Below are 18,500 nucleotides of genomic sequence, written 5' to 3'. Positions count from 1 at the left end.
ACCCTGATGACGGAGTTCCGGCTGACTCAGGCCGCGACCTCGAACAGCTCGGGGGTGCTGAGCCGAGCCAGCAGCCGCGCCTCGTGCTCGTCGTACGACGTCTGGTCGCGCAGGATCCGCAGCACGCCGGCGTAGCCGTGGCCGGATGCCAGGGCCAGCACGAGCGGGTCGGCCCCGAACCGGTCCAGCCACGCCCACAGGGTCCGGGCGTCGATGCCGTGCTGGGCGATGCGGGCCAGGACGAAGTCGACCTGACGGTCCGGCAGCTCCGCGTCGAGGCGCCGCTGCACGTCGCCGAGGTTGGCGAGCGCCGGGCAGCGGGAGACGCGGCGCGCCCTGCTCTCGGCCTCACGGGCCTGGGACGAGGGCATGGTCGCCAGGTAGGCGACCAGAATCGCGAGCGGGACTGCGAGGGCGATCAGCGTGTTCATGGGAGCACCATGTCGTCGGGCTCTTGGCACCGACTGGGGTCGGACTGGAGTCAGTCGTCGCGCGACTGGGAACCGACTGGGAGCCGCTTCTGCTGGCGCAGCCACAGCAGCCCCGCGATCGGCAGCGCCGCCGGCACGAAGCCGTAGCCGATGCCGTAGTCGGACCACACCGAGGCGTCCGGGAACCAGTCCGACTCGACCAGGCTGAGCGTGCCGACGGTGAGCACCCCGGCGAGCTCGACCCAGAGCATGACGCTGGCGAAGCCGGTGTGACCGACCGACGCCTGCCGGATCGCGTACCAGCCGAGGGCGTAGGTGACGGCGGCGGCGAGCGAGAGCCAGTAGGCGACCGGCGCCTCGTCGTACTGCGTCGCCAGCTGGACCAGCGCCCGTGCGCCGGCGGCGAGAGCGAAGAGCGCGTAGACGGCGAGCAGCACCTTGTGCGGCCCGCTGCGCGGGCCGGGCTCATGCGACGCAGTGGTCACGAGGCCGTCATCTCGAGGCGTACGGCGACCACGCCGACCGCGACCGCCGCGACCGCGATCACCGCCGAAGACCAGACTGCCCGGTCGTCCTTGATCGACTGCATCGCGATCGGGAGCACGCAGACCGACGCGAGCAGGTAGCCGACGTACGTCGACGTCGACGGCGGGCCGTCGCCGCCGAGCGCGCCGAGGCCGGCGAGGGCGCGTACGACGAGCAGGGCTTCGAGCATCCACGCCAGCTGGTCGAGCCATCCGGGCCGCTCACCGTGGCGCAGCGCGACGACGAGGGCGAGCACCGCCACCAGCGCGGCGTACCCGACCACGATGAAGGTGATCTGGGTGGAGACGCTCGGCATGGGAGCATCATCGACCATGCCGTACGACGCGCTGGTCGCCACCCTCCGCGCCGCCGGCAGCGTCTTCGCCGAAGACGAGGCCCGGGTGCTGACCGAGGCGGCGACAGACCGTGCGGAGCTGGCCGCGCTGACCGCACGCCGGGTCGCGGGCGAGCCGTTGGAGCTGGTCGTCGGGTACGCCGACTTCTGCGGCATCCGGGTCGCGGTCGCGCCGGGCGTCTTCGTGCCGCGGCAGCGGTCGTCGGCATTGGTTCGCGCCGCCGCGGCCGGCCTGTCCGCTGGCGACGTCGCCGTCGACCTGTGCTGTGGCACCGGCGCCCTCGGCGCGGCGCTGCTGGCCGTCGTCCCCGGCCTCGAGGTGTACGCCGCGGACGTCGACCCGGACGCCGTGAGCTGCGCGCGCCGCAACCTGCCGCCCGGACGGGTCTTCGAGGGCGACCTCTACGCGGCGCTGCCCGACGACCTGCGCGGCCGGGTCACGGTGCTGGTCGTGAACGCGCCGTACGTGCCGACCGGCGAGATCGCGCTGATGCCGCCGGAGGCCCGGGACCACGAGCACCGGGTCGCCCTCGACGGTGGGTCGGACGGCCTGGACGTCCAGCGCGGCGTCATCGCGGGGGCAGGCGGGTGGCTGATGCCGGGCGGGCGGCTGCTGATCGAGACCAGCCTCGCCCAGGCGCCGCTGACCGCGGCGTTGATGACCGTCGCCGGGCTGGCCGTCGACGTCGTACGCGATGACGACGTCGACGGCACCGTGGTGGTCGGGCTGCTGAGCCGCAGCGTCTCATCGGCTGACCGATGAAACTCTCAGACCCAGGAGCGGACAGTCTCCGCGAGCGGGACGGTCGGGCGGCCCAGCAGCTTGGCGAGCTCGCCGGTGGTGACGCCGACAAGACCTTCGGCGATGTTCTGGTCGAGCGCGACGACGAAGCTGGCCGTGCCCTCGTCGAGACCCGCGCCGAGCAGCAGCTGACGGTGCTCGTCGGGGGTCAGGCGCTGATAGGTGACCTCGCGGCCGAGCACCTCACCGAAAGTCGCCGCCAGGTCGTCGAACGTCCACGCGACGTCGCCGGAGAGCTCGTAGACAGCATCGTCGTGACCGTCGGTGCTCAGCACCACGGCGGCCGCCTCTGCGTAGTCGGCGCGCGGCGCGCTCGCGACCCGGCCGTCGCCGGCGTTGCCCACGACGGCGCCGGTGGCCTTCGCCTGGTCGAACGCCGCCAGGTAGTTCTCGTCGTACCAGCCGTTGCGCAGGAAGGTGAACGGCAGGCCGCTCGCCCGGATCACGCGCTCGGTCGCGGCGTGCTCGGGAGCGAGCACGAGCGCGGTGTCGTCGGCGGCCGGCGCGCTCGTGTAGACGATCCGGCCGACGCCGGCGCGCCGGGCGAGCTCGACCACAGCGGTGTGCTGCGGCACCCGCTTGCCGACCTCGCTGCCGGAGACGAGCAGGACGACGTCGCCCGCACCCAGCCACGGGACGGAGTCGGGTACGTCGTCGAAGTCGAGCCGCTCGACGCGGACTCCGCGCTCGGCCAGGTCCGCCAGCCTCTCGACGGACCGCCCCGTGGCCACGACCTCGGCGGGGTCGACCCCGCGCTTCAGCAGCGCCTCCACGGTCAAGCGGCCCAGGTGGCCAGTGGCTCCGGTGACGACGATCGACATGACATTCCTCCAGGTGGTTGCGGTTGCTTCACCTGTCCGAACGACGCACACCGGACGCACCTTCCCGATCGGCAGTACCCACTTCAAAGTGGGGTACCAACCTCAAGGTGAGTAGGCTGGGGACATGAGCGCCGTCAGCGACCTCCAGTTCGACACCGCCTGCCCCGACACGCGGACCCTGGTCGAGCACGTCACCAGCAAGTGGGGCGTCCTGGTCCTGCTCGCCCTCGACGGGCGCACCATGCGCTGGAGCGAGCTCAAGCGCGAGATCGACGGGGTCAGCGAGAAGATGCTCATCCAGACCCTGCAGACGCTCGAGGCCGACGGACTGGTGCTGCGCACGGCCCGCCCCGTCGTACCCCCGCACGTCGAGTACACGCTGACCACACCCGGTCACGAGGCCGTCACGCTGCTGGCGCCCCTGGTCAGCTGGGCCTTCCACCGCGCCCAGACACGATCGGTCGCATGACGAGTGACCTCAGCCTCACCTGGTGGGGGCACGCCTGCGCCACGGTCGCGATCGACGGCGCGCGGGTCGCGGTCGACCCGCTGCTGAGTGACCAGCTCTTCCACCTGCACCGCTACACGGCACCCCCGACGGCCGAGGCGACCGACGCCGACGTCGTCCTGATCTCGCACCTGCACTACGACCACCTGCACCTGCCGTCACTGAGGCGCTTCGCGCGCGACGTCCCGATCCTGGTGCCGCGCGGTGGCGAGACGCTGCTCCGCGACCTGGGGGCCGACCGGGTGCGGCCGGTCGAGCCGGGCGACGTCGTCGAGGTCGGCGGTACGACGGTCCGGGTGCTCGCCGCGACGCACGACGGCGGACGCGGTCCGCACACCAAGGTCGCCGGCCCGCCGCTGGGCTTCCGGGTGGACCGGGCCGACCGGTCCTTCTGGTTCCCGGGCGACACCGAGCTGCGCGAGGACATGTACGACGTCGGCCGGGTCGACCTCGCGCTGATCCCCGTGGGCGGCTGGGGTCCCACGCTCGAGGACGGCCACATGGACCCCGTCGCCGGCGCGGAGGCGGTCCGCCGGGTCGGCGCCGAAGTCGCCGTACCGGTGCACTGGGGCACGTTCTGGCCACTCGGGCTGCGCCGCCTGGCGCGGGCCAACCACCAGCGGCTCTTCGTCACCCCCGGCGACCGGTTCGTCACCGCGATGACGGACCTGGCTCCCGGCGTACGCCCCGTGCTGGCGACGCCGGGCGAACCGCTGACGGTGACCTAGGAGAAGGTGACCTAGGAGAAGCGGAGCTCGGCGAGCAGCGGCCGGTGGTCGCTGTTGTAGCCCGTCAGCACGCGCTGCCCGAGCACATCGATCCGGTCGCTGCGCAGGTTGTCCCGGTCCACCCACACGTAGTCGATGCTGCGATCGAGAGAGCGGTACGTCGGTCGGACGTCCGTGCCGACCACCTGGTACGTCGAGCGGGCGACCTTGCCCAGGGTCCGCACCGGTCCGCCGGGGCTGCGGTGCTTGAGATCCGCGCGGACGCCGAAGTTGAAGTCACCGGTGCCGACGACCCAGCGGGTGCCGACGGATCGCCAGGCCTGGACGAGGTCGCGCAGCTGCTTGCGGGCCTGCTCGGCGTTCTGGGTGGCGGTCCAGCGCCCCGGCCGGTCGAGATCCTCGATCACCGGCGGTAGGTGGGCGTCGAGCACTGTGAGCCGACGTCCGCTCGCGCGGTGCTCCAGGGTGACGACCGCGATCTGCCGACTGCCGAAGGGGTAGCGCCCCGCCCGAGCACCGACACCCGCGATCGCGTCCTGGACCCGGGCCGCGACGAACTTGAACTTCTTCGTGCGCCACGACACGGCCAGCTCGGAGAACCCGCCGTTCTCGGGGAACGTCGCCGTCGTCCAACCGGGGAGGTCGTGCAACGCGCCGCCGATCTTCTGCGCCTCCTGCCAGCCGACGACGTCCACGTCGGACCGCCCGGTCAGGCGGAGGGCGTCGGCGGTCGCCGAGCTCACCGGCTGGGTCTGGAGCACGTTCAGGCTCGCGACACCGACGACGTCGATCGCGGGCCGCACCGGTGCGACCGTGCCACCGGTCCGACCACCTCGGCTGAGGAGCTCGACCTGACGCACGATCCGGGGCTCGACCGAGCGCGGCGTTGCTGCGACACCGGTCCGCGAGGACACGGAGAGTGAGGCTGCGGCCGGCTTCGCGGTCGGTGGGTCGTCGGCGACGGCGGGGGCGATCACGAGCCCGAGGACGGTCACCAGCAGCAGCAACGGCGGCGGCCCGGCCCACGTCAGGCGTCGCCGACCGTCGTCACGGCGCCCGAGACGGACCCGGTTGACCACGCGGCTTCCCCTCCGGCTCGGTCGATCGAGGTCACTACGCTAGTCCCGCGAGCCCCTCCAGCCCCGGAGGGCGCGCCCGTGTCGTTGGGCCGCTGTCGTGGGCCGCTGTCGAGACCGGCCCCCGCAGCCAGTACCGTCCCAGGTGTGACCACCGCGCATCCGTCGTACGACGAGCTCGCCGCCCTGCCCGCCTACGCCACCCGGGCCGTGCCGACCGCCTTCGAGGACATCAACGGGCACCTCAACATCCGGCACTACGTCGGCATCGCGAGCGAGGGTCTCGACGAGTCGCTGCTCGACGTGGGCATCCCGCAGAACTGGCCGACCGTGGCCGGTCAGGGCGTGTTCACCGCCGAGCACCACATGACCTACCTCTCCGAGCTGCGCACCGGCGACAAGATCTCGGTGCGGGTCCGGGTCGTCGGCCGCTCCGCGCGGGCCGCGCACGTGGTCGCCTACCTCCTCGACGACACGCACCAGAAGCTCAGCTACGTGATGGAGGAGATCTTCCTCCACATCGACATGGACAGCCGGCGGACGTCGGACTGGCCCGAGGACGTCGCCGCCGCGATCGACCGCCGCGTCGCCGCCGACGCCGAGCTGCCCTGGAAGCCCGCGCTGTCGGGCTCGATGTCGCTGCGCTGATCCTCGTGACGCCGGTCGACCTGCTCGGCACCTGGGAGCTCACCCGGGTCGTCTACGACCACCGGGCCGGCGACAGGCGCGAGGTGGTCGGCACCGCCGAGCTGACCGAGGTGTCGCCCGGCCGGGTGCGCTGGGCCGAGGCGGGCACGATGAGCTGGCCCGGTCACGCCGTACCGGTCTCGCGGACGCTGTACGTCGTGCTCGAGGACGACGGCTGGTTCGTGCGCTTCGAGGACGGCCGCCCGTTCCACCCCTGGGCGACCGGCGAGCAGGTCGAGCACCCGTGCGCTCCGGACCACTACCGCGGCCTGATCGAGCTCGAGGGCTCCCCGGTCGAGTCCTGGACGGTGACCTGGGACGCCGCCGGGCCGGAGAAGGACTACCGGATGGTCACGGTGCACACCGACCGAAGCTGATCGTCCCTACTGCGGGCGCCGGACGATCCCGTGCTGGAGACACCACACCGCTGCCTGGCTGCGGCTGTTGACCCCGATCTTGCGATAGGCCGCGCGGATGTAGGTCTTCACCGAGTTGATGCTGACGTAGACCCGGTCGGCGATCTCCTGGTTGGTGAGGCCCTCGGCGATCAACCCCAGCACCTCCATCTCGCGACCGGTGAGCCCGACGAGATCGGCGCTCGCGGTCGAGGGGCGTGCCGCTGCCTCGACCATCGCCACGATCTGCTCGACCCCGATCCGCAGCGGCACCCGGGCCGCGGCGCCGTTCGCGCGCAGCACCACCTCGTGCTCGCGATCGTCGCCGTCGTGCAGCACCACGTCGACCGCGTCGCACCCGTCGTCCACCACGACCACCCGGTGGGACTGCTCGGCGAGCATCCGGCGCAGACCCTGCGCGACGGCCTCGTCGGCGCTGGCGATCGCCAGCCGGACTGGGCTCCCGGGCATGGGGACGATCCTTCCGACGACAGGGGACCCGCAGCCACTCGAACTCACCACCCAAAGGGGTGAAAGTTGTCCGGACGCGCAAGAACCCCTCCCCGCTCCTGGCAGGCGAAGGGCTCTCAGGGGCCGACTTCGCGGCCTAACGCGTCGCCGGTCACGCAGCGCGGCCGTAGCGCTCGGGCGGGCCGGAGACGGTCACCAGGACCGGGGTGGCCGCGGCGCCGCGGAGGTCGCGCAGGGCGACGGCGATGCCGGTGACGGCGACCGCGAAGGCGATGGCGGCGATCACGAGGAAGCCGTAGGCGAAGGGGACGAGGGTGGTGTCGATCATGGTGCTTCTCCTGACTGGTCGGGCCCGGAGGTGGCGGGCCCGGATCGGTGTGCCGGGGGAACTCCGACAGCACCTACCGTGCGCCACCGCTCTTGAGGTCGACTGGGAGCTGACTGGGATCGTCCTCTCGAGCTGGCCGGGCCACGTCGAGCCGTCACAGTTCCCACGCTTGGTCGAGGGGCCCACGTGGGCCCCTCGACCAAGTGCTCGCGTCCGTCTGGGGTGATTGTCGACGGAGTCGAGCTCGATGCCGAAGACCCGGGTGCCCAGCTCGAGATCCGGATGCCGCTGCAGCCGTCGGACCATCTCCGACCCGACATTGCCGTGGCCACCTGGAGGACACGGATCTTGTCCCTCGCTTCTCCTCCACACCTTTCACCCAGCCCACTTTTCACAGAGCCCTACTTTTCACAGAGGGCTCGATGAAACTAGCATCACGGCATGCGCTTCGCGGTGGTCTCTGCCTTCCTGCCCATCGAGGAGATCGCCCCCATCGCCGTGGCCGCCGACCAGCTCGGCTACGACAGCCTCACGATCGCCGACCACGTCGTCGACCTGGAGACCCTCGCGACGCCGTACCCCTACACGGACAGCGGCGACCGACGCTGGGACGCGACCTGCGAGTGGCCCGACCCGTGGGTCCTGGCCGGCGCGCTCGCCGCGCAGACCACCCGGCTGCGCTTCTTCACGTCCATCTACGTCGCCGCCCTGCGCAGCCCCTACCAGGTGGCGAAGTCGGTCGGCACCGCCTCGGTCCTGTCCGGCGGACGGGTCGCGCTCGGGGTCGGCGTGGGCTGGTGCCGCGAGGAGTTCGACCTGCTCGGCCAGGACTTCGGCACCCGCGGCGCCCGCACCGACGAGGCGTTGGAGCTGATGCGCGAGCTCTGGGCACCCGGCTGGACGTCGTACGACGGCGCGCACTACCCGACGCCCCGGCTCGCGATGCGGCCCGAGCCGCCGGCGCCGGTGCCGATCCTGGTCGGCGGGCTGTCCGACGTCGCGTTGCGGCGAGCCGCGCGGTACGACGGCTGGGTCGGCGACATCTGCACCGTGGACGAGGCGGTCGCGACCGCCGGCAGACTGCGGGCGCTGCGCGAGGAGGCCGGCGCCGGGGGTCCGTTCGACGTGATCCCGGCCCTGAGCGACGCGATCCTGCCCGAGGACTTCGCCCGCGCCGGGGAGGCCGGTGTCACCGAGGTGATGACCGTGCCCTGGATGTACTACTTCGGCCGCAGGGCCAGCCTGGAGCAGAAGCTCGAGGGCCTGCACCGGTTCCACGACGACGTCCTGGTGCCGCTCAGATGACAGCGGGCGCCGACCAGCACCGCCGCAACCGGCGTGGCGACGCGACCCGGGCGCGAATGCTCGCCGCCGCCCTGGAGTGCCTGTCGTCGGGCGATCCCGACGCCGTCTCCGCCAACCACGTGGCCAAGCGGGCCGGCGCCACCTGGGGTGCGGTGAAGTACCAGTTCGGCGACGTCGACGGCCTCTGGGCCGCCGTGCTCGACCACCTCGAGGAGCGCCGGGGCGGGCCGCTGTCCTTCCCGGGCAGTGCCGACGACGCGGTCGAGGCTCGCGTCGGCCAGATCATCTCCGCGCTGTGGCGAGGGCTGGACAGTCCCGACGCCCGGGCGATCGACACGCTCCGGATGGCGCTGCCGCGCGAGCGGGCCGAGCTCGAGCAGAAGTTCCCGCGCACGGCGGAGGCGCTCGCGTCGTGGCAGGTGAGCTGGGTCGCGACCTGTCAGGCGGCGTTCGCCGACCTCGACCTCGACCCGGAGCGGGTGCGCGAGGTCGCGGCGCTGCTGCCGGGCGCGATGCGCGGCCTCAACTCCGAGGCGCACCTCTCGACGTACTCCGACCTCGACCTGGCCCGTCACGGGCTGACCCGCTCGATCGCGGCCTACCTCGGCGAGAGCTCGGGAGAGGGCCGGTCGTGACGGCGTACGAGCACCTCCTGCGTCCGGGCCGGATCGGCTCGATGGAGCTGCGCAACCGGCTCGTGATGTCGCCGATGGAGACGATGTACGGCACGCCCGAGGGACTGCCCTCCGATCGCACCGTGGCGTACTTCGCGGCACGCGCGGCCGGCGGCGTCGGCCTGGTGACCGTCGGCGCGACCGGCATCGACCCGCTGCACCCGGAGACACCCGGCGGCCTGCACCTCGGCACCGACGACGCCGTCGCAGCACACCGGCGGCTCGTCGACGCGGTGCACGAGCACGGCGCGAGGATCCAGCCGCAGATCGTGCACGCCGGGCCCGACGGCCTCGGCCCCGAGATGCACGGGGTCGACTCGCTCGGCCCGTCGGTCATCCCGTCGTACCTGACCGGACGCCCGTCGACGGAGGTCACCCGGGAGCAGATCGCCGGGATCATGGACCTCTACCGGGCGGCGGTGGTCCGCGCTCGCGAGGCGGGGTACGACGGCATCGAGCTGCACGCCGCACACGGCTACATGTTCCTCGGCTCGTTCCTCGCACCGCAGCGCAACCGGCGCCACGACCGCTACCGCGGCAGCTCGGTCGAGGGCCGGATCCGGGTGGTGCTCGAGGCGCTCGCCGCGATCCGCTCGGAGGTCGGCCCGGACTTCCCGATCACGCTGCGGATCTCCGGCTACGAACGCGTCGCAGGCGGCCGTCCGTCCTACGAGACCGCGCTGGTGGCGCCTCTCCTCGTCGAGGCGGGAGTCGACGCCTTCCACGTCAGCGGCGGGGTGATCGACAGGTTGGTCACGCAGATGGTCAACGGCGCGGCGTACGGCGACGGGCTCAACGTCGCCGCGGCCGCGGCCGTCAAGGAGGTCGTCGACGTCCCGGTGATCGCCGTCGGGCGGCTGCACGACCCGGCGCTGGCCGAGGCGGTGCTCGCCGACGGGCGTGCGGACTTCGTGGCGATGGGCCGCCCGCTGCTCGCCGATCCCGACCTGCCGCGCAAGCTCGCGACGGCCGATCGGGTGCGGCGCTGCATCTCGTGCGAGAACTGCATCGACTCCCTGGAGGAGCGGCTCGCGACCGACTGCGCGGTCAACCCGCTGACCGGGCGCGAGCACGAGCTGCTGCCGTTGCCGGTCGTACGGCGACGGCACGTCGTCGTGGTCGGCGGCGGGCCAGGTGGTCTCGAGGCAGCACGGCGGGCCGCTGCGCAGGGCCATCGGGTGACGCTGCTGGAGAACGGCGACCGACTCGGCGGCCGGTTCCGCCACGCGGCGCTGGTGCACCCGGACAACGCACTCTTCCTCGACTGGCTGCTCGCCGAGGTCGCCGACGCCGACATCGACGTGCGGCTGCTGACCATCGGGAAGCCCGACGCCGTCGCCGCGCTCGAGCCCGACGTGGTCGTGGTCGCGAACGGCGGGATGCTGACAGTGCCGGAGGCCGGCATGGAAACCCCGCACGTCATCGACCTTCTCGACGCGCTGCAAGGCCCGGAACACGGCTACCCGATCGGCCGCAAGGTCTGCGTGGTCGGCGGCACGCTGCCCGGCGTGGCGATCGCCGGCCACCTGGCGGCGGCCGGGCACCTGGTGTCGCTGCTCGAGCCGGGCCTGGAGCTGGCCCCCGAGGTCGGCCCCAAGCGGCGCACCGAGGAGCTGGACGAGCTCGACCGGCTCGGCGTCGCCGTCCACGTCGGGACCACTGTCGAGCGCTACACGGTCGGCGGGCTGGAGTTCACGCCGCAGGGCGGACGGACCCGCGAGCTGCGCGCCGACACCGTCGTGGTCACCGGGTGGTTCGAGCCGAACCTCCGCCTCCACGAGGCGATCGCCGCGCGGCTGCCGGACATCGAGGTGTACGCCGTCGGCGACTGCCGCGGCTACGGCCTGGTCCGCCAGGCGACGGAGGACGCCGCGCGGGCGGCGTACGAGTGGGGACAGACGAGCGAAAGGAGCAGGGCTTGAGCGACATCGGCGGGTTCATCCACGACGAGATCCCGAGCGCGGAGGTGGACCGCATCGAGGCGGCGTACGGACCGCTGACCGCGGCCGTGCGTGAGCTCATCGACGCCACGATCCGTACGACGGTCTCGCCCGAGGAGGCCGGTCTGGCACTGGCTGAGGTCGAAGCGGTGGTGGCGCGGCTGCGCAAGGAGCAGCTGCCAGGTCCCGCCGGCGTGCGCTTCAACTCCGAGGGTCGTGCCTGGAACTGGGGCAACGCCGCCGTCGGCCTGCGCAACGCGATCGCACCGCCGCTCGACATCACCCACGTGCGCTCCGGGCTCGCTCACGCGACCGTCGACCTCGGCGCGGCGTACGAAGGCCCGCCCGGGCTGGTCCACGGCGGCGTCACCGCGATGCTGCTCGACCACCTGATGGGCGAGACGGCAGCCGCCAGCTTCACCCGGATCACCTTCACCGGCACCCTGACGATGGTCTACCGCCGCGGCACTCCCCTCGGCCCGTTGCGCCTCGACGCGCGCATCGACCGCGAGGAGGGCCGCAAGGTCTGGGTGGTCGCCTCCATCGGCGACGCGGAGGGGCCCACCGTCGAGGCGGAGGGTGTCTTCATCATCCCGAAGTGGGCCGTCCCGGAGTAGGCGGCCGGCGGTCGAGCAGTGAAGGCGCTCTGGCGCCTGAGCTCGTCGAGACCCCCGCAGCCCGAGCGCTTGCCTCGGGTGCGGGATGTCCCCGTGCCCGTCGACATCGTCAACGTCTTCCACGCCCCCGACGCCCTGCCCGAGATCGCGGCGGACACGGTCGCGATCGGCACCAACACCTGTGGTGCCAGTTCGGCGTCATCAACGAGGAGGGCAATCGGATCGCCGAGGAGGGCGGGGTCTCCGTCGTCGTGGATCGGTGCCTCAAGATCGAGCACGCGAGGTACGTCGGGCGGACGCACAGGCTCGGCTTCAACACCCAGCGGATCACGTCGGTCCGCACCGGACTTCAGTAGCCGGAGCGCTGACTTCGCAGCCCTACTGGAACACGTTCCAGTTTGGCCCTAGGTTGGCGCCATGACGACGTACTCCCGCGAGGAGCTCGAGACCGCCTTCCAGGACTACCAGGACGAGGTCGACCGGATCGCCGGCAGCGGGGACTGGTCCCGGTTCGCCGACCTCTTCACCGAGGACGCGACGTACGTCGAGCACGCCTACGGCAACTTCAACGGCCGCGAGGAGATCCGGGCCTGGATCACGCGCACCATGACGGCCTTCCCGGGCAGCGAGATGCCGCACTTCCCGATCACGTGGTACCTCGTGGACGAGGAGCGGGGCCGGATCGTCTGCGACGTCTACAACGAGCTGCACGACCCCGGCGACGGCCAGCCCCACGGCGCCAGCAACATCACCATCCTCACGTACGCCGGCGACGGGCTGTGGTCGTGCGAGGAGGACATCTACAACCCCGCCACCTTCCTGCGGGCGGCCAAGAAGTGGTGCCGGGCGGCGCGGGCGCACGGCCGGATGACGCCCGAGGGCGAGGCCTGGATGGAGATGTTCGGGGACTGACGCTCCGTCGATGACATCGGGCTCGATGACAACCTGGGGGCACCACCCGGAGTTCTTACGGGTGTGACCAGGCGGAGCCCCCGATGATCCCGAGCCGAGACCGGCGAGCGTTCGACGAGTTCGTCGCCGCCTCGGCTGACCGGCTCGTCCGCACGGCGTACCTGCTGTGCGGCGACCGCGGCCACGCCGAGGACCTCGTGCAGGCCGTTCTCCTGTGCACCGCGCGGCGTTGGCGAACGGCACGGAGCCAGCCGGAGGCGTACGCGCGCCGGGTCGTCGTCAACCTCGCCAAGGACCGGTGGCGCGACCTGAAGACACCCAGCCGCTTCGACGGCAAGCTGTTCGGGGTCTCCTCGCCGAGCCTCGACGAGGACCAGATGGTCACCTTCCTGCACACCGGGGCCTCCTGAGCGGTCACCTGGTGGCGTGTGGTCCTCAACCAGTAGGGCGCTCGGCCTTCGGGATGGTCAGTGCGAGCGCACCGCCGAGGAACGCGGCGGCCGTGGCGACGAGGAAGCAGATCTTGAAGGCGCTCTCGGTCGGGATCTCGAAGCCGCCGATCAGGGAGGTCTGACCGGTCAGGATCACCGCCATCACAGCGGCGGCGACCGTCGTACCGATCGATCGCATCAGGGAGTTGATGCCGACGGCCGAGCCCGCCTCGTTCATCGGCACCGCGTCCATGATGAGCGTCGGCATCGCGGCGTACCCGATGCCCACTCCCGCGGAGCAGACCAGGGACGCGACCAGGACCTGCCAGGGCGCGCTCATCAGGAAGAAGGAGAGCAGGTAGCCGCAGCCGAGGACGGCAGCACCGAGCGCGAGCGCGTACTTCGCGCCGAAGGTGCGCATGAGGTAGCTGGCGACCGGGGCGAAGGCGAGCATCATCAGACCGCCGGGCGCCATCCAGAGACCGGCGGCGAGGAGCGACTGGTCGAGACCGAAGCCGGTCGCCTCCGGCAGCTGGAGCAGCTGCGGGAAGACGATCGCCTGGGCCATCATCCCGAAGCCGATCGCGACAGCGGCGATGTTGGTCAGCAGCACGGGGCGGCGCGCGCTGACGCGCAGGTCGCACAGCGGCTCGCTGCGGCGGAGCTCGAACCAGCCCCACACGAGCAGCACGACGAGCCCGAGCGCGATGCTCCCGATGGTCCGGCCGGACGTCCAGCCCCAGGTGTTGCCCTTCGTGATGCCGACCAGGAGGGCGATCAGCCCGACCGCCAGGCCGACGGCGCCACCGAAGTCGAAGGTGCCCTCGTGGCCGTCGTGCACGTGAGGCACGATCAACCAGGAGCCGAGCCCGACCAGGACCGCGAGTCCGGTGGCCACCCAGAAGAGCGCGTGCCAGTCGCCGGTCTGCACGATCCAGGCCGAGAGGGGCAGGCCGATCGCGCCGCCGACACCGAGGGTCGCGCTCATCGCGGCGACCGCGGTGGTCGCCATGGCCGGGGGGACGATCTCGCGCATCAGGCTGATGCCGACCGGGATGAAGCCCATCGCCAGGCCCTGCAGGCCACGGCCGGCGAGGACGGGGACCAAGGAGTCGGAGAGCGCGCACACGAGCGACCCCGCCAGCATCAGGATCGAGCTGCCGACAAGCACCCGCTGCTTGCCGAAGAGGTCACCGAGCCGGCCCGCGATCGGCATCGCGACCGCGGCGCCGAGGAGCGTGATGGTGACGACCCAGGAGGCGTTCGCGGCCGAGGTGCGCAGGATCTCGGGGAGCTCGGACTGGATCGGGATCACCAGCGTCTGCATCAGCGCGACGCTCATGCCGCTGAAGCACAGGAAGATGACCGTCAACAGAGCCGACGACCGGCCCTGCTCGACGAGGGGCTCCACGTCGTTCGCGGTCTTCACGGTGTCGGTCACACGTCCTCCAGCTATCGGCGGCCCGGCCTGCCGAGCCATGTGCATCTTACATATGTATCTTGCACATAGCGGGTAGCATTCGTCACATCGACGACGTCACGACGAGGTGAGCCATGGCCGGCAAGGCCGGATCGACGCGGTCGGAGCAGTCCCTGCTGACCGATCTCGGCAACGAGCTGATGCGCGTGGGCCGACGTCGGCACACCAACGTCGAGGGCACCGAGCTCGACATGTCGGCGTTCAAGCTGCTGTGGGTCCTCTCCGACGACCAGCCCCGCACACTGCGCGAGATCGCCGACGAGCTCGACCTGGAGCTGTCCACGATCAACCGACAGGTCAACGCCGCCGTACGCGCCGGCCTCCTCGAGCGGTTCTCCGTCCCCGACAGCCCGAGCAGACCGGTCCGGCCGACGGCCGAGGGGCGGCGGCTCTACGGGCATGACTCGGCGATCCACGCCGACCTCTACCGCTCGGTACTGGCGGAGATGGGCGCCGATGCGGCGCGCGAGCTGACCAGTGGCCTCCGGGCGTTCAACGACGCCTACGAGCGTCGGGCCCCCCGGCGGACTCGGGACTGAAATGCCCGTGGCCTAGGCTCGGGGACGCCATGAACGACACTTCGCCGGTCTCGATGCCGGACATCGCCAGCCTCGACCAGGACCTCGGCGCCGACGGCGCCGCGGTCATCCGATCGCTCGCCACGCTCCTGCACGATGCCGGCCGGATCAGCGACGTCGACGTCTTCGCCGACGCCGCGCTGGCCCGTGAGGCGCTCGGCTCGACCGTGCTGCCCGGCGGCCTCGCCATGCCGCACGCTCGCAGCCACGCCGTGACGACGCCATCGGTCGCAGTCGCCCGCCTCGCGTCGCCGGTCACCTTCACCTCCGGATCCGAGCCGGTCCGCTTCGTGCTGCTCATCGCGGCGCCGGGCGACGACTCTGCCGGCTACCTCGCGCTGCTGCAGAAGATCGCCACCGCGTGCGTGAAGTTCGGCTTCGTCTCGGACCTCACAGAGGCACGTACGACGGGGGCGCTGGCCGACCTGGTCAACTCCGCCGTCGCCGGTCGCTGAGGCCCTCGGCGTACGACGCCCCTGTTGCGGGTACGGCCTCGGTATGGCCGACCCCGCACCGCCACCGTCCCCGGAGACAGACCCGGAACCGACAGCACCCTCGCCGCCGCCGAAGGACCCGCTGCGCCGGTCCCGCACCAGCGGCGCCTTCCTCGCGCTCGTGCTCTTGGGCCTCCTGCTGGTGCTCCTCATCGTCTTCATCGCCCAGAACACCCAGGACGTACACGTCTCGTTCCTGACCTGGGACGGCACCACCCCGCTCGCCGTCGCCCTGCTGATCGCCGCGGTGGGCGGCATCCTGCTCACCGCGATCGCCGGGCTGCTGCGGATCTGGCAGCTGCGCCGGCGGGTGCGCCGCTCGTAGCGGGTCCCTCTGGCGTTCAGTCATGGACCTGGACCCGAACCGTTGGCGGGAGGGGACGCTGGATGCCGGGAGGAACGTCGTACTTGATCTTGATGGCGTCGACAAGCCCCTCAGCGACGCGGGCGACGGTGAGGTGCTGCATCACGATCCCTTCCAACGCCCACCGCAGCCCACGACGCGAGAGCTTGGCTCGCGGCTCCGCAGCCCGGTCCGTGTCTTGGCGCCACACGTGCCCGCACTCAGCACATCGGTAGCGGCGGATCCTGACCTCGAGCATGGTCGGGCGCCAGCCAGCGGCTCGTGCGCCAATCGCCGAACAATGCTGTCGCGGGCCAAGCCCTCACAGCCGCAACGTCGGCACCACTGGTCGGGGTTGACGACCCGACAGGCCAGCACAGCGCGATCCGGCTCGAGTCTCTGCCCGACGACCTCCAGCCCCAGTTCGTCCAGACGACAGAACGTGGGCAGGTCAAGGCGGTCGAGCCCGGCAGGTGGAGCGATGAGGGGCATTGCCGATTAGGGGCGGGAGTGGATGCCGATGCCTCCCGAGACTGCGAGGTTGTTGCCGGTGATGTGGCTGGCTGCGTCCGAGGCTAGGAACGCCACGGCCTCGGCGATGTCGGCGGTGGCGCCGACGCGGCCAAGTGGGATGTCGCTAGCCCAGGAATCGATCATCTCCTGGGAGATCCCCATCTTGGCGTAGGCAGGCGTGTCGACCAGTCCCGGGCTGACCGCGTTGACTCGGATGCGACGCGGTGCCAGCTCGAGCGCGAGTGCCCGCATCAGCGGCAGGAGTGCGCCCTTGGCGGCTGTCATGGCGGCTCCGAGTCCTTCGCCGGCGCCGACGGTGAACACGACCGCGGCTCCCTCGTTGAGAAGCGGAAGCGCCTTCTGCAGGGTGAAGAAGTTCCCCTTGACGTTGATGTCGAAGAGGGCATCGAACGCATCTTCGTTCGTCGACTCGATCGGGCCGGGACGCGAGATGCCCGCGTTGAGGAAGAGCAGGTCGAGAGAGCCGAGACGTTGGCTCACGTGGTCGATCGCGCGCTCGATGTCCGGCAGAGATCGTGCGTCTGCTTCGACGAGGGTGATGTCCTCGGGAAGTCCGGCGTCGGCGAGATCGCCGATGCCGGTGACCACGACGCGGTAGCCGCGCGAGTGGAGTAGTTCAGCGGTCGCCTTGCCGATGCCGCTGGTTCCACCGGTGATGAGGGCGCTAGGTGCAGACATGCGCGTTCCTTATGTGTCTCGAAGAGGCCGCAGCCGTGCGGCTGATTGCTTCTTGTCAGCTTACGCCTATATGGCAGCCACTGCCACATCGCGTATGAATGCCTCTATGGCAGTCCGCGGGTATGCTGGCTCCCATGGAGCAGGAAGCGGCGACGATCGGGACACGAACGTCGCTGCGCGAGCGATCCCGCCAGCTGGTCACGCGGGAGATCCTTCAGACGGCGCTGCGCCTGTTCGTCAAACAGGGCTACGACGAGACGCCGATTGCGCAGATCGCACTAGAGGCCGGTGTCTCACAGCGCACGCTCTTCCGGTACTTCGGCACAAAAGAGGATCTCCTCGGCGGCAACGAGCATCAGTTCGGACAGGTGCTCATGGCCGCAGTCAGCGCACAGCCTCCCGACGCGAGCGCCTGGGTGGCGCTGCGCGCGGGGATCGCTGCTGTCCAGGCCCTGCATGACAGTCGCGAACAAGCTCTGGAACGGCTCAGTCTCCTCAACAGCACCCCTTCATTGCGTGCTGGGTGGCTAGAGAAGAGACTCCGCTTCCAGACCGACCTGCTTCCCCTCGTCAAAGAGCGGATGGACACAGGGGCAGGGGTCGACGCCAGGGCCCGTGCCGTGATCGGGACCGTGTTCGCGTGCCTGGAAGCCGCATCCACGACCTGGGTCGAAAGTGGCGGCAAGGGTGACGTCATGGATCTGTACGACGAATGCCTTGCCGCTGTACGCGGCTGACACGAAGACGACCGCGGCTTCAGGCACCGATTACACCGGGAGTCGACGGCAGGTCGATGATCTACTCTCCCGCCCGACCAGCAGAGACGGCGCTCCACCATTGGGGACCGCCGGTCACAATCGGCCACAGTCCGGCGACGTGACTGCACATGAGGCTCACCGTCCCAGCAGAGCCACGGGCAACGAGCACGTGCGACGAACGCGGGTAGCAGCGGGGGACAGCAGCGCGACCTCGAGGAGAAGGACATGCCGTCGACCTGGACCACTCGCACTGACGCGACGTCCACCGCGGCGTACGCGTTGCTGCGTCTGCACTAGCACCTGCGGTGGAAGCTGACCTTGCCGGTGTGGTGTCGGGTCGTCTCGAACGTCGGGTCGTGGGCTCGGGCGTGGTGTCTCGGGCAGAGGAGTCCGCCGTTGGTGAGGTCGGTGGGTCCGCCGTCGGTCCATCTTTGCCAGTGGTGTGCGTGGCAGAGCCAGGGTGGCCAGTCACAGCCCTCGGCGACACAGCCGCCGTCGCGGAGGGCCATCGCGAGCAGCTGGGCCTTGGTGAAGAGCCGGCGGACACGGCCCACATCAAGAACCTGAGACTCGCCGTCGAGGACGACGGGGATGATCCGACCCGTGCAGGCAAGCCGGCGGGCCTGTCC

At 71.0% G+C, this 18,500-nt stretch carries 26 protein-coding genes and 1 pseudogene; 16 read left to right on the top strand and 11 right to left on the bottom strand.

The window, feature by feature from the left end:
- Positions 1-26: 26 nt before the first annotated feature.
- Genes ABEA33_RS24160 through ABEA33_RS24150 form a run of 3 tightly spaced genes read right to left on the bottom strand, consistent with a single transcriptional unit; the run spans position 27 to position 1,272 of the window.
- Positions 27-431, bottom strand: a complete 405-nt coding sequence (locus ABEA33_RS24160) for a hypothetical protein (RefSeq protein ID WP_345529660.1) — start codon at positions 429-431, stop codon at positions 27-29.
- A 50-nt stretch (positions 432-481) separates the two neighbouring features.
- Complete coding sequence (locus tag ABEA33_RS24155) at positions 482-916, bottom strand: hypothetical protein (protein WP_345529659.1); 435 nt, start codon at positions 914-916, stop codon at positions 482-484.
- Positions 913-1,272, bottom strand: coding sequence for a hypothetical protein (locus tag ABEA33_RS24150; RefSeq protein ID WP_345529658.1), 360 nt, complete (start codon positions 1,270-1,272; stop codon positions 913-915). Before ABEA33_RS24150 ends, ABEA33_RS24155 begins: the two co-directional genes overlap by 4 nt.
- Here ABEA33_RS24150 and ABEA33_RS24145 point away from each other — a divergent pair.
- Positions 1,271-2,074, top strand: coding sequence for a putative protein N(5)-glutamine methyltransferase (locus ABEA33_RS24145; protein ID WP_345529657.1), 804 nt, complete (start codon positions 1,271-1,273; stop codon positions 2,072-2,074). The two genes, ABEA33_RS24150 and ABEA33_RS24145, sit on opposite strands and share 2 nt — an antisense overlap.
- 5 nt (positions 2,075-2,079) lie before the next feature.
- Here ABEA33_RS24145 and ABEA33_RS24140 read toward each other — a convergent pair whose 3' ends face one another.
- A complete protein-coding gene (locus ABEA33_RS24140) occupies positions 2,080-2,934 on the bottom strand; it encodes an SDR family oxidoreductase (RefSeq protein WP_345529656.1) in 855 nt (284 codons plus the stop codon).
- 124 nt (positions 2,935-3,058) lie between these two features.
- Between ABEA33_RS24140 and ABEA33_RS24135 the strand changes: the two genes are divergently transcribed.
- Together ABEA33_RS24135 and ABEA33_RS24130 are read left to right on the top strand one after the other, a co-directional pair.
- The gene (locus ABEA33_RS24135) at positions 3,059-3,403 is read left to right on the top strand and encodes a winged helix-turn-helix transcriptional regulator (protein WP_345529655.1); all 345 of its coding nucleotides are present in this window, start codon (positions 3,059-3,061) and stop codon (positions 3,401-3,403) included.
- Positions 3,400-4,170 carry an MBL fold metallo-hydrolase gene (locus tag ABEA33_RS24130; protein ID WP_345529654.1) on the top strand — a complete coding sequence of 257 codons (771 nt, stop codon included), beginning with the start codon at positions 3,400-3,402 and terminating at the stop codon, positions 4,168-4,170. The genes ABEA33_RS24135 and ABEA33_RS24130 overlap by 4 nt, the downstream gene beginning before the upstream one ends.
- 11 nt (positions 4,171-4,181) lie before the next feature.
- Here the strand turns inward: ABEA33_RS24130 and ABEA33_RS24125 are convergent, their stop codons facing one another.
- Positions 4,182-5,249 (bottom strand): exonuclease/endonuclease/phosphatase family protein, encoded by a 1,068-nt coding sequence (locus tag ABEA33_RS24125; protein ID WP_345529653.1) that lies wholly within the window; start codon positions 5,247-5,249, stop codon positions 4,182-4,184.
- A gap of 144 nt (positions 5,250-5,393) precedes the next feature.
- Here ABEA33_RS24125 and ABEA33_RS24120 point away from each other — a divergent pair, with 144 nt between their 5' ends.
- Complete coding sequence (locus ABEA33_RS24120; protein ID WP_345529652.1) at positions 5,394-5,894, top strand: thioesterase family protein; 501 nt, start codon at positions 5,394-5,396, stop codon at positions 5,892-5,894.
- 5 nt (positions 5,895-5,899) lie between these two features.
- Positions 5,900-6,310, top strand: coding sequence for a DUF6314 family protein (locus ABEA33_RS24115; RefSeq protein WP_345529651.1), 411 nt, complete (start codon positions 5,900-5,902; stop codon positions 6,308-6,310).
- 6 nt (positions 6,311-6,316) lie between these two features.
- On the opposite strand, the gene ABEA33_RS24110 is transcribed toward ABEA33_RS24115, so the two are convergent.
- Both ABEA33_RS24110 and ABEA33_RS24105 read right to left on the bottom strand, forming a co-directional pair.
- Positions 6,317-6,799, bottom strand: coding sequence for a response regulator transcription factor (locus tag ABEA33_RS24110; RefSeq protein WP_345529649.1), 483 nt, complete (start codon positions 6,797-6,799; stop codon positions 6,317-6,319).
- Between the two features lie 151 nt (positions 6,800-6,950).
- A complete protein-coding gene (locus ABEA33_RS24105) occupies positions 6,951-7,127 on the bottom strand; it encodes a hypothetical protein (protein WP_345529648.1) in 177 nt (58 codons plus the stop codon).
- A 441-nt stretch (positions 7,128-7,568) separates the two neighbouring features.
- Here ABEA33_RS24105 and ABEA33_RS24100 point away from each other — a divergent pair, with 441 nt between their 5' ends.
- From ABEA33_RS24100 to ABEA33_RS24075, 7 genes are all read left to right on the top strand, one after another.
- Positions 7,569-8,432, top strand: a complete 864-nt coding sequence (locus ABEA33_RS24100) for a TIGR03619 family F420-dependent LLM class oxidoreductase (protein WP_345529647.1) — start codon at positions 7,569-7,571, stop codon at positions 8,430-8,432.
- The gene (locus tag ABEA33_RS24095; protein WP_345529646.1) at positions 8,429-9,067 is read left to right on the top strand and encodes a TetR/AcrR family transcriptional regulator; all 639 of its coding nucleotides are present in this window, start codon (positions 8,429-8,431) and stop codon (positions 9,065-9,067) included. The genes ABEA33_RS24100 and ABEA33_RS24095 overlap by 4 nt, the downstream gene beginning before the upstream one ends.
- Entirely contained in the window at positions 9,064-11,028 is a 1,965-nt protein-coding gene (locus tag ABEA33_RS24090) for an oxidoreductase (RefSeq protein WP_345529645.1), read from the top strand. Before ABEA33_RS24095 ends, ABEA33_RS24090 begins: the two co-directional genes overlap by 4 nt.
- Positions 11,025-11,663 (top strand): PaaI family thioesterase, encoded by a 639-nt coding sequence (locus ABEA33_RS24085; RefSeq protein ID WP_345529644.1) that lies wholly within the window; start codon positions 11,025-11,027, stop codon positions 11,661-11,663. Before ABEA33_RS24090 ends, ABEA33_RS24085 begins: the two co-directional genes overlap by 4 nt.
- Positions 11,645-12,019: a CoA-binding protein gene (locus tag ABEA33_RS27550; protein ID WP_425577468.1), complete on the top strand. Its 375-nt coding sequence runs from the start codon at positions 11,645-11,647 to the stop codon at positions 12,017-12,019. Before ABEA33_RS24085 ends, ABEA33_RS27550 begins: the two co-directional genes overlap by 19 nt.
- A 61-nt stretch (positions 12,020-12,080) precedes the next feature.
- Complete coding sequence (locus tag ABEA33_RS24080) at positions 12,081-12,575, top strand: nuclear transport factor 2 family protein (protein ID WP_345529643.1); 495 nt, start codon at positions 12,081-12,083, stop codon at positions 12,573-12,575.
- An 83-nt stretch (positions 12,576-12,658) separates the two neighbouring features.
- Positions 12,659-12,985, top strand: coding sequence for a sigma factor (locus tag ABEA33_RS24075; protein WP_345529642.1), 327 nt, complete (start codon positions 12,659-12,661; stop codon positions 12,983-12,985).
- Between the two features lie 25 nt (positions 12,986-13,010).
- Here the strand turns inward: ABEA33_RS24075 and ABEA33_RS24070 are convergent, their stop codons facing one another.
- The gene (locus ABEA33_RS24070) at positions 13,011-14,447 is read right to left on the bottom strand and encodes an MFS transporter (RefSeq protein WP_345529641.1); all 1,437 of its coding nucleotides are present in this window, start codon (positions 14,445-14,447) and stop codon (positions 13,011-13,013) included.
- Between the two features lie 113 nt (positions 14,448-14,560).
- On the opposite strand from ABEA33_RS24070, the gene ABEA33_RS24065 reads away from it, so the two are divergent.
- From ABEA33_RS24065 to ABEA33_RS24055, 3 genes are read left to right on the top strand one after another with little or no spacing between them, the layout of a single operon-like run.
- Positions 14,561-15,025: a MarR family winged helix-turn-helix transcriptional regulator gene (locus ABEA33_RS24065; RefSeq protein WP_345529640.1), complete on the top strand. Its 465-nt coding sequence runs from the start codon at positions 14,561-14,563 to the stop codon at positions 15,023-15,025.
- Between the two features lie 29 nt (positions 15,026-15,054).
- Positions 15,055-15,519 carry a PTS sugar transporter subunit IIA gene (locus ABEA33_RS24060; protein WP_345529638.1) on the top strand — a complete coding sequence of 155 codons (465 nt, stop codon included), beginning with the start codon at positions 15,055-15,057 and terminating at the stop codon, positions 15,517-15,519.
- A gap of 43 nt (positions 15,520-15,562) precedes the next feature.
- Positions 15,563-15,883 (top strand): LapA family protein, encoded by a 321-nt coding sequence (locus ABEA33_RS24055; RefSeq protein WP_345529637.1) that lies wholly within the window; start codon positions 15,563-15,565, stop codon positions 15,881-15,883.
- A 103-nt stretch (positions 15,884-15,986) separates the two neighbouring features.
- Here the strand turns inward: ABEA33_RS24055 and ABEA33_RS24050 are convergent.
- Together ABEA33_RS24050 and ABEA33_RS24045 are read right to left on the bottom strand one after the other, a co-directional pair.
- A pseudogene (locus tag ABEA33_RS24050) lies at positions 15,987-16,393 on the bottom strand (ISL3 family transposase); the annotation flags it as partial.
- Positions 16,394-16,399: 6 nt separating this feature from the next.
- Complete coding sequence (locus ABEA33_RS24045; RefSeq protein WP_345529636.1) at positions 16,400-17,113, bottom strand: SDR family NAD(P)-dependent oxidoreductase; 714 nt, start codon at positions 17,111-17,113, stop codon at positions 16,400-16,402.
- A gap of 134 nt (positions 17,114-17,247) precedes the next feature.
- Here ABEA33_RS24045 and ABEA33_RS24040 point away from each other — a divergent pair, with 134 nt between their 5' ends.
- Complete coding sequence (locus ABEA33_RS24040) at positions 17,248-17,850, top strand: TetR/AcrR family transcriptional regulator (RefSeq protein ID WP_345529635.1); 603 nt, start codon at positions 17,248-17,250, stop codon at positions 17,848-17,850.
- Between the two features lie 314 nt (positions 17,851-18,164).
- Here the strand turns inward: ABEA33_RS24040 and ABEA33_RS24035 are convergent.
- A partial coding sequence (locus tag ABEA33_RS24035) for an HNH endonuclease signature motif containing protein (RefSeq protein WP_345529634.1) occupies positions 18,165-18,500 on the bottom strand: 336 nt, incomplete at its 5' end.

Origin of the sequence: Nocardioides endophyticus (assembly GCF_039543845.1) — a bacterium.
Taxonomy (GTDB): Bacteria; Actinomycetota; Actinomycetes; order Propionibacteriales; family Nocardioidaceae; genus Nocardioides; species Nocardioides endophyticus.
This window is presented reverse-complemented; position numbering and strand designations above follow the sequence as displayed.

What these genes read in the sequence shown, in the direction of transcription:
- ABEA33_RS24160 (WP_345529660.1), bottom strand. Translation starts at nt 431, where the DNA reads ATGAACACGCTGATCGCCCTCGCAGTCCCGCTCGCGATTCTGGTCGCC.
- ABEA33_RS24145 (WP_345529657.1), top strand. Translation starts at nt 1,271, where the DNA reads ATGGGAGCATCATCGACCATGCCGTACGACGCGCTGGTCGCCACCCTC.
- ABEA33_RS24150 (WP_345529658.1), bottom strand. Translation starts at nt 1,272, where the DNA reads ATGCCGAGCGTCTCCACCCAGATCACCTTCATCGTGGTCGGGTACGCC.
- ABEA33_RS24140 (WP_345529656.1), bottom strand. Translation starts at nt 2,934, where the DNA reads ATGTCGATCGTCGTCACCGGAGCCACTGGCCACCTGGGCCGCTTGACC.
- ABEA33_RS24135 (WP_345529655.1), top strand. Translation starts at nt 3,059, where the DNA reads ATGAGCGCCGTCAGCGACCTCCAGTTCGACACCGCCTGCCCCGACACG.
- ABEA33_RS24130 (WP_345529654.1), top strand. Translation starts at nt 3,400, where the DNA reads ATGACGAGTGACCTCAGCCTCACCTGGTGGGGGCACGCCTGCGCCACG.
- ABEA33_RS24110 (WP_345529649.1), bottom strand. Translation starts at nt 6,799, where the DNA reads ATGCCCGGGAGCCCAGTCCGGCTGGCGATCGCCAGCGCCGACGAGGCC.
- ABEA33_RS24105 (WP_345529648.1), bottom strand. Translation starts at nt 7,127, where the DNA reads ATGATCGACACCACCCTCGTCCCCTTCGCCTACGGCTTCCTCGTGATC.
- ABEA33_RS24100 (WP_345529647.1), top strand. Translation starts at nt 7,569, where the DNA reads ATGCGCTTCGCGGTGGTCTCTGCCTTCCTGCCCATCGAGGAGATCGCC.
- ABEA33_RS24095 (WP_345529646.1), top strand. Translation starts at nt 8,429, where the DNA reads ATGACAGCGGGCGCCGACCAGCACCGCCGCAACCGGCGTGGCGACGCG.
- ABEA33_RS24080 (WP_345529643.1), top strand. Translation starts at nt 12,081, where the DNA reads ATGACGACGTACTCCCGCGAGGAGCTCGAGACCGCCTTCCAGGACTAC.
- ABEA33_RS24075 (WP_345529642.1), top strand. Translation starts at nt 12,659, where the DNA reads ATGATCCCGAGCCGAGACCGGCGAGCGTTCGACGAGTTCGTCGCCGCC.
- ABEA33_RS24065 (WP_345529640.1), top strand. Translation starts at nt 14,561, where the DNA reads ATGGCCGGCAAGGCCGGATCGACGCGGTCGGAGCAGTCCCTGCTGACC.
- ABEA33_RS24060 (WP_345529638.1), top strand. Translation starts at nt 15,055, where the DNA reads ATGAACGACACTTCGCCGGTCTCGATGCCGGACATCGCCAGCCTCGAC.
- ABEA33_RS24055 (WP_345529637.1), top strand. Translation starts at nt 15,563, where the DNA reads ATGGCCGACCCCGCACCGCCACCGTCCCCGGAGACAGACCCGGAACCG.
- ABEA33_RS24045 (WP_345529636.1), bottom strand. Translation starts at nt 17,113, where the DNA reads ATGTCTGCACCTAGCGCCCTCATCACCGGTGGAACCAGCGGCATCGGC.
- ABEA33_RS24040 (WP_345529635.1), top strand. Translation starts at nt 17,248, where the DNA reads ATGGAGCAGGAAGCGGCGACGATCGGGACACGAACGTCGCTGCGCGAG.